The sequence below is a fragment of the Ralstonia sp. RL genome (genome assembly GCF_001683835.1).
In the GTDB taxonomy this organism is placed as follows: Bacteria; Pseudomonadota; Gammaproteobacteria; order Burkholderiales; family Burkholderiaceae; genus Ralstonia; species Ralstonia mannitolilytica.
This window is the reverse complement of record NZ_LWRX01000141.1, coordinates 1-7523: the sequence shown is the minus strand read 5'-3', so window position 1 is coordinate 7523 and position 7523 is coordinate 1. Positions and strand designations below refer to the sequence as shown.

Genomic DNA, 7523 nt, shown 5'->3' with positions numbered 1-7523 from the left:
ATCGACCCACTGCCAGCCCTGCGGAATCCACTTCACCTGCAGGTACTGGCGGCGCCGCGCCGGCCCGCCGCGTGCAAAACCGGGCGCCTCCAGCACACCGGCGAGCACGGCCTGCCTCATCCATGACGCCCACACCGGGCGGCACAACTGGTGCACCAGCACCGAGTGCTGCACCATCTCGCAACGGCGGCGGAACTCCAGCAGCCCGGCGCGGATGGACGAGTAGTTCACGCCCGTGAGGTCGCCGGTCAGCTGCTCGTAGGTGATGCCGATGGCGGCGGCCACCGCGCGGAACTGCGTGCGCAGGAACTCGGAATACGAGCCGCCCACGTCGGCAGGGTCGGAGAACTTGATGTCCTCGCCGGGCTCCAGAATCTGCAGCGTGCCCGGCTCCAGGCCGGCGAGCGCGATGCCGTCGCCATCGGCCGGGCCTTCGCCCATCAGGTTGTCCTCGGGGTTCTGGCGCGTCACGAAGCCGGCGAACATCGCGGCGGTCTTCTTGCGCACCAGCTCGGCGTCGTCGTACTGGTCGAGTTCGTTGAGCTTGACCAGCGCCCGTGACAACCACGGCTCGCCCCGGATCTGTCCCGGACGCAGCACGCGGTACAGATGGATGATTTCTTTCGCATCGACGCGCACCGTGTCCATGCCGCCCTGGCCCGACATCGGCGCCAGCCGCCCATCCTCCGGATGCGAGCGATACAGGTGGTAGGCCACGCGCCGGCCCAGGCTGTCGAACTCGATGCCGGAGCGCACCGCGTTGCCCGAGGGCAGATCGGTGTTGAGGCTGATCGGCAGGTGCTCGGGCTCCAGCAGCTGGAGCTGCAGCGGCACGACCAGACCATCTTCCAGGCGGCGTGGCCGCAGCCGGATCAGGCACTCGCCGCCTTCGAGCATCGCGCGGCAGGCCAGTGCCTGCAGGCCGTAGAAGTCGGTCTGCCCGGCAGCGTCCGCTTCCTCGGTCCAATCGCGCCACAGCGCCTGCACCTCGGCCTTGAAGCGCTCCTCGGGCGAGAGGCTTTGCGGCTTGATGCCGGTGCCGACCGCGTTCGCCACGAAGGCCTCGATGGCGGCCTGCGCCCATGCATTGCGGCGCACCAGGTCGCGGCTCTTGATGCGCAGTTCGGCGCTGGTTGCCAGCATCGCGGCCACCGCGCCCGGGTTGCCGGGCATCCACGCGAGCGAGCGGCGGCCACGGCCGGCGGCCTCATGCACCGGCGGTTGCCCGAACAGGCTTCGGATTCTGGAGAACCAGGCCATCAGAATCCCTTCGAGGTGGTGACCCGGATCTGACGCGTCGGGCTCTCGCCTGCATTGCGCGCAAGCTCGGCTTCGACGGTGCGGATCGCGGCCTGCAACTCCTCGACCGAGCGGTACTCGACCGTCTTGTCGCCGAAGGTGACGCGGCGCTCGCCGCTGCCTAGGGCGCGCTTGAGCGCGTCGAGCTGGGTGGTGGTGTAGGTCATGGATTCCTCATCGGGACAGCCAGCGGCTCTTGATCACGCGGCGGCCGGTTTTGCGGATGTCGGAAACGACGAGGCCACCGCTGTGGGTGGCCTCGTCCAGGTTCAATGGCTGTGGCGGGGACGGCTCATCCGGCGGCCGTTCCATCCCGAGTTGTCGCTCCAGTTCGCGCCAGTGGCGCTCCTCGAAGCGATCCAGTCCCGCCGCCGCTGCAGCCGCGCGGGCGTACACGTAGCAGTCGAGCGATTCGTTGCGCTCGCGCATCTTCTGCCACTCGCGCACCGGGAAGCCGTTGCGGTCGCGGCGCGTGATCAGTTGCTCGGCGCAGAGCTGCTGGATGAACTCCGCGTCGATCTTCGGCAGATGGACGAAGCCGGCCGGGTAAGCCACGGTAGTGCCGTCCTCGGCCACCAGCGCGCTCTTGCGCAGGTTGTTGTAGAGCTCGAGCTTGGCGATGCCGACGGCGACCGCAAAGACCTTGATGCCCCGGCGCAGCTTCTTGCCCGCTTGGGAGACATCGATCGCCGTCGGCGTCCCGATCAGCGCCGCGCCGCGCGGCACACCCTTGACCGCCATCACGCGCGGGTCGCGGCAGGCACGCACGAAGGCGTAGGCCTCTTGCGTGGCGAAGCCGGTGTCGAGCGCGAACCGGGCCAAGGGCATCGCGGCTCCCGACTCGTGGGTCCAGGTTTCGGCGATCAGCTCACCGAGGCGCTTCCACATCGTATCGCGCGCCGTGTCGCCCATCAGCACGCGGTGCTCGACGAGCCAGGATTCCTTGCCGCGCCCGAAGGCCCAGATGGACACTTCGATGCGATCCTTCTGCACGTCGGCACCGCCGACAAGCAACAGGCCGCCCGGTGGAACCGATCCGATCCGGTAATCCTCGCGGCGCTCGATCAGCCGCTGCCAGTCGGGCGTTTCGCCTTCCTCGACCCACGTTTCGCCGAGCTCGGTATTCTTGAAGGTCTTGATCGCGGCGGCCGAGCCGGACTCCTTGCTGACCGCGTTTTCCCAGGCAGCCGCGATGTCGCGCCAGCTGCGCCAGCCGACCGGGCTGTAGAGCGAGGACAGGTGGAAGCCCGCCGTCCTGGCGCCGTTCTCGGGTGCCATCGCGCGCCACTCTCCGTGCTCCAGCATCCACGTCTTGTGGTGCTCGGCAATCGCCGTGTCGCAGGATTCGCAGACATAGGCCGCTGTCTCCGGCTGCCCCTTGTCCCAGCGCAACTGCTCGAAGCGCAGCCACTGCCGGTGCGAGCAGTGCGGGCACGGCACGAAGTAGCGGCGCTGATCGCTGGCCTCGTACTCGCGCTCGATCGCTGACGCCCCCGAGATCGTAGGCGTCGAGACGATGAAGATCTTGCGCCGCGCAAAGGTGCGCGTGCGCGCCTCCGCCAGCGAGATTGCATCGCCTTCGCCCTCGACGTCCAGCGGATAGCCGTCGACCTCGTCGAGGAACAGGTAGCGCACCGGCATCGAGCGCAGGCCCACGGCGCTGTTCGCGCCCGTCATTACGAGCACACCGCCACGGAACTCCTTGGCGAGGATGGTGTTGCCGGAGTCGCGTGAACGGGCCGGAGCGATCAGTTCGAGCAGAGCGGGCGACTCCTCGATCAGCGGATCGATGCGCTGCTTGGAGTTGCGCTTGGCCATCTCCACCGTCGGCCACACCGCCATCATCGGCCCCGGCGCGTGGTGGATCACGTAGCCGATCCAGTTCGAGCCCATCTCGGTCGCGCCGAGCTGCGCCGCCTTCATGAACACCACACGCTCGACCGGCGAAGTCGGGGACAGGCAGTCCATGATCGCCTTGAGATACGGCGTGCGGCTGGTGCGCCAGCGGCCTGGCTCGGCCGAGGCCTTGCTGGAGAGCACACGGTGGCGGTCCGACCACTCGGAAACAGTGAGCAGGGGATCGGGCGTCAGACCCTCGCGCCATGCGCGCTCGATTTCGGCAGCGCCTTCATACGCGAAGTCCATCAGTCCACCCGCGGGCGCAACTCGCCCAGCTCCTGCAGGTGCTCGCGCACGGCGGCCTCCAGCGCGACGTGCGTCGTGTGCGGATCGACGCCAAGCCGAGCCGCCATCTGCGCCGAAATGCGCGCCGGCCAGTTGAGCCACGCATCGCGCTCGGCTCGCGCGAGCTTGAACACGTGGGCGATGGCTTGATTGCGGTCGACCAGCTCCCCCTTGAGGCGGGCGAGGCGTACTTTGTTTGTCTGCGCCTTCACCACCTCGTTGACGGTACGCGCCTGCAGCAGCGAAGCGCCACCCGTTGGCAGGGCCGCCGGGCCTTCACTCCCCATAGCCGGTGCGTCGGGCATGGCGACCTTCGGCGCCTTCGTGCGGGTGCCGGTCTTGGGCGGTTCCGAGTTGCGGGCCCATTCGCGGTCGGCCTTCTCTGGATCGATGGTGCCGTCAGCCTCCGGCGTGATGCGTCCCGCGCGGATCGCCTTGTGCACGGCTGTATCGGTCACGCCACGGTGGCGCGCATAGGCGCGGATCGAGATTCCCATTCACTGATCAATCGGCTGATTCGTTCAACTTCTTCGCGGCATTCGCTTGGCTTCCATCGGAAACAGCGCGTTCATCACGTCACCCGATCAACCCACGCAAGGAGCAAGCGATGACCACCATCCAACTGACCCCCGCCCAGCATGCAATCCTAGCCTATGCCATCGAACACACCGACGGCAAGATCGTCTGCTTCCCCGACAACGTCAAAGGCGGCGCCCGCAAGAAGGTGCTGGACGGCCTTTTCAGACGCGCGCTGATCACATCCATTGGTGCCGACTGGTTCGTCGCCGCCGAAGGCTACGACGCGATGGGTTGTCCCCGGCCCGCCCCCGCTCCGGTGGAACCGGATGAGGAACTGGAGGCGGCCGTCTCCGCCGCCGAGGCGACCTGGGCGCAACGGCGCTCCGACGCCAAGCCCCGCACGCGCGAAAACGAGCGCAGCGAAGTTTCGCGAGGCGAAGCCGAGAGGGTGCGCAGCATCCGGCAAAACAGCAAGCAGGCCGAGGTCATCCGCATGCTCAAGCGCCCGGAGGGCGCAACGGTGCGCCAGATCTGCGAAGCCACAGGCTGGCAAGCGCACACGGTGCGCGGCACCTTCGCCGGGGCCTTCAAGAAGAAGCTCGGGCTGGTCCTCGTCTCCGAGAAGCTTGACGGCGGCGAGCGCGTCTACAGGATCGTCGCGGAAGACGTAGCCGCCTGATCAAACGCCAGGCCATCCGCCTCGCGGGTGGCCTGCTTGCCGGTCCAGTCCTGCCAGCGGCGCACGATCACATCGACATACTTCGGGTCGAGCTCGATCAGTCGCGCGACGCGTCCTGCCTTCTCGGCCGCGATCAGCGTGGTGCCGGAACCGCCAAAGGGGTCGAGCACCACGGCACCGGGGCGACTGGAGTTGCGGATGGCCCGCTCGACCAGTTCCACTGGCTTCATCGTCGGGTGGAGGTCATTGCGCTGCGGCTTCTTGATTTGCCAGACATCTCCCTGGTCGCGGTCGCCGCACCAGTGGCGTTGCGCGCCCTCGGGCCATCCGTAGAGGATCGGCTCGTACTGGCGCTGGTAGTCGGCACGCCCCAGCGTGAAGGTGTTCTTGGCCCAGATGATGAACGTCGACCAATGGCCGCCGGCGGCGCGGAAGGCCGCCTGCAGCGTGTCCAGCTCGCTCGACGACATCGCCACGTAGATCGCGCCCCGGCAGTTCGCGACCGTCGGCGTCAGCGCCGCCAGCAGGAAGTCGTGGAAGCCGTCGCCCAGGTTGTCGTTCAAGATCGCGCGATCCTTGCCGCGCATCTTGTCGCGGGCGGAGTTCGCATAGTTCACGTTGTACGGCGGATCGGTGAACACCATGTCCGCCGGCTCGCCTGCGAGCAGGCGCGCGTAGCTGTCGGCCACGGTCGCATCGCCGCACAACAGGCGGTGCGGGCCGAGCAGCCAGACGTCGCCCGGCCGTGATACCGGCGTCTCGCTGACCTCCGGCACCGCGTCGTCGTCGGTCTGCCCCTCGTTGGCGGGCTCGTCGCCTGCCAGCAGATCGGCCAGCGCGTCGGCATCGAAGCCGGTCAGATCCAGGTCGAAGCCCTCGTCCTGGAGTGCTTCCAGTTCGACGCGCAGCAACGCATCGTCCCATCCGGCGTTCTCGGCGATCCGGTTGTCCGCGATCACCAGTGCGCGCCGCTGGGTTGGGGTGAGGTGATCGAGCACGACCACCGGCACGACATCGAGCCCCAACTTCTGCGCGGCGGCAAGGCGCCCATGACCGGCAACGATCACGCCATCGCTGCCGGCGAGGATCGGATTGGTGAATCCAAACTCGGCAATCGAGGCGGCGATCTGCGCGATCTGCACGTCCGAGTGCGTCCGCGCATTGCGGGCGTAGGGGACGAGCTTGGCGGTCGGCCACTGCTCGATCTTGTCGGCAAGCCAGGAGTTGGTCATGCGGCCAGCTCCGCTTCGCGCCGACGCTCGGCCGCCACCTCGGTGAAGGACTGGCCGGAGGCAAGCAGCGTCACCGCCACGTCCGGATGGTTCTGCTGGAAGCGCTTGACCGCGACATCGACATACTCGGGTGCGATCTCGACGCTGCGGCACACGCGGCCGGTGCGCTCGGCGGCGAGCATCGTCGTGCCGCTGCCGCCGAAGGGCTCGAACACCACATCGCCCTCGTCCGAGTACGCCTCCATGACGAACTGCGGCAGGGCCACCGGGAACACGGCCGGATGGTCGATGCCTTTGCCGATCTTGCCCTTGTGCCGCATCACGCGGATCACCGAGTCGGGGATGCGCGTGTCCTGCGTGGGCAGGCCCGCGTGGGTCCAGCCGCCCACCTCGCCATCCTTGTTGCGCATCGCGGTGGATGATCCGTCTGCCCGCAGATGGCTGTCCTGGCCCGCGTGTTTGCACGGGACGATCTTGTTGGGCTTGCGGCTCTGTCGGTTGAAGTGGAAAACGAACTCGAAGCTCGGTGCGAAGCGTCCCGCCCAGTCACCCGGCATGCCGGGTCCCTGGTCCCAGACGTACCAGGCGAAGCGCCGCCAGCCCTGGGTGCGCATCCAGCCGAGCCACGCATCCCAATACGGAATCACCTCGTTGTCGCGGTGGATCAGGCCGAGATTGATCAGCACCTGTCCGTCCTCGGCCATCGGCAGATGGCCGAATACACCGCGCATCAGCGCGTCCCAGTCGGCGATGCCGCCGGTGGTGTAGTCGCGCTGGTTGCCGTACGGCGGCGAGGTGAAGCAGAGCTTCGCCCGCTCGCCCCGCATGAGCGCTGCGACCACGGCCGGATCGGTGGCGTCTCCGCAGATCAGTCGATGCGATCCGAGGCACCACACGTCGCCCGGGCGCGAGACCGGAACGACGGGTGCGTCGGGCACATCGTCGGTCGTATCGTCCTCGCCGGCGTCGGCCTCGGGGCTGGTGTCCTCGTGCGGCTGCGGCTCCGACAGGAAGGCTTCGATCTCTCCATCGTCGAAGCCTGTCAGCGCGAGGTCGTAGCCGGCGTCGGACAGCTCGGCCAGTTCGAGCGCCAGCAGTTCCTCGTCCCAACCCGCCTCGAGCGCGAGACGGTTGTCGGCCAGGACGAGCGCGCGCTTTTGCGTCGGCGTGAGGTGCGCCAGTTCGATCACCGGCACTTCCGCGAGTCCCAACTTGCGCGCGGCCGCGAGCCGCCCGTGACCCGCGATGATGCCGTTGTCGCCATCGACGAGGATCGGGTTGGTCCAGCCGTACTCGACGATGCTGGCGGCGATCTTGGCGACCTGCGCCTCGCTGTGCGTGCGCGGATTGCGCGCGTAGGGAATCAGCGTCTCGACCTTGCGGCATTCGACGTTCAGCGTGTTCAGAATCGGTTCCTCGGAAAACAAGCGCAGCGCCGTTTCGGCGCAGCCAAAAGGAAAACCCGCCGACGGAAAGCCGTGGGCGGGCTCGTGACGTGTGCGGACAGGGGCGGGGGTGCAAACTGCAAACCCTGCAAACCTCGGTTTGCAGTCGGACGCTAGGCGAATGCCGCGCTCGCGCCCCCCGCATCGCGATTTCGGCAGGAAGGA

At 67.8% G+C, this 7523-nt stretch carries 7 protein-coding genes; 1 reads left to right on the top strand and 6 read right to left on the bottom strand.

Annotation, left to right across the window (positions count from 1 at the left end):
• The 4 genes from A6M56_RS13305 to A6M56_RS13290 form a co-directional block, all read right to left on the bottom strand.
• Positions 1–1260 (bottom strand): phage portal protein (locus A6M56_RS13305; protein WP_286758176.1); only part of this gene is annotated, 1260 nt, incomplete at its 3' end.
• Entirely contained in the window at positions 1260–1466 is a 207-nt protein-coding gene (locus tag A6M56_RS13300) for a phage head-tail joining protein (protein ID WP_010961872.1), read from the bottom strand. The genes A6M56_RS13305 and A6M56_RS13300, both read right to left, overlap by 1 nt.
• Positions 1467–1473: 7 nt before the next feature.
• Complete coding sequence (locus tag A6M56_RS13295) at positions 1474–3444, bottom strand: phage terminase large subunit family protein (RefSeq protein WP_286758175.1); 1971 nt, start codon at positions 3442–3444, stop codon at positions 1474–1476.
• A complete protein-coding gene (locus A6M56_RS13290) occupies positions 3444–3980 on the bottom strand; it encodes an elements of external origin (RefSeq protein ID WP_286758174.1) in 537 nt (178 codons plus the stop codon). The genes A6M56_RS13295 and A6M56_RS13290 overlap by 1 nt, the downstream gene beginning before the upstream one ends.
• 110 nt (positions 3981–4090) lie before the next feature.
• Here A6M56_RS13290 and A6M56_RS13285 point away from each other — a divergent pair, with 110 nt between their 5' ends.
• Entirely contained in the window at positions 4091–4681 is a 591-nt protein-coding gene (locus tag A6M56_RS13285) for a DUF3489 domain-containing protein (protein ID WP_286758173.1), read from the top strand.
• On the opposite strand, the gene A6M56_RS13280 is transcribed toward A6M56_RS13285, so the two are convergent.
• Both A6M56_RS13280 and A6M56_RS13275 read right to left on the bottom strand, forming a co-directional pair.
• The gene (locus tag A6M56_RS13280) at positions 4648–5913 is read right to left on the bottom strand and encodes a site-specific DNA-methyltransferase (RefSeq protein WP_286758172.1); all 1266 of its coding nucleotides are present in this window, start codon (positions 5911–5913) and stop codon (positions 4648–4650) included. The genes A6M56_RS13285 and A6M56_RS13280 overlap by 34 nt on opposite strands.
• Positions 5910–7319 (bottom strand): site-specific DNA-methyltransferase, encoded by a 1410-nt coding sequence (locus A6M56_RS13275; protein WP_286758177.1) that lies wholly within the window; start codon positions 7317–7319, stop codon positions 5910–5912. Before A6M56_RS13275 ends, A6M56_RS13280 begins: the two co-directional genes overlap by 4 nt.
• Positions 7320–7523: the final 204 nt, after the last annotated feature.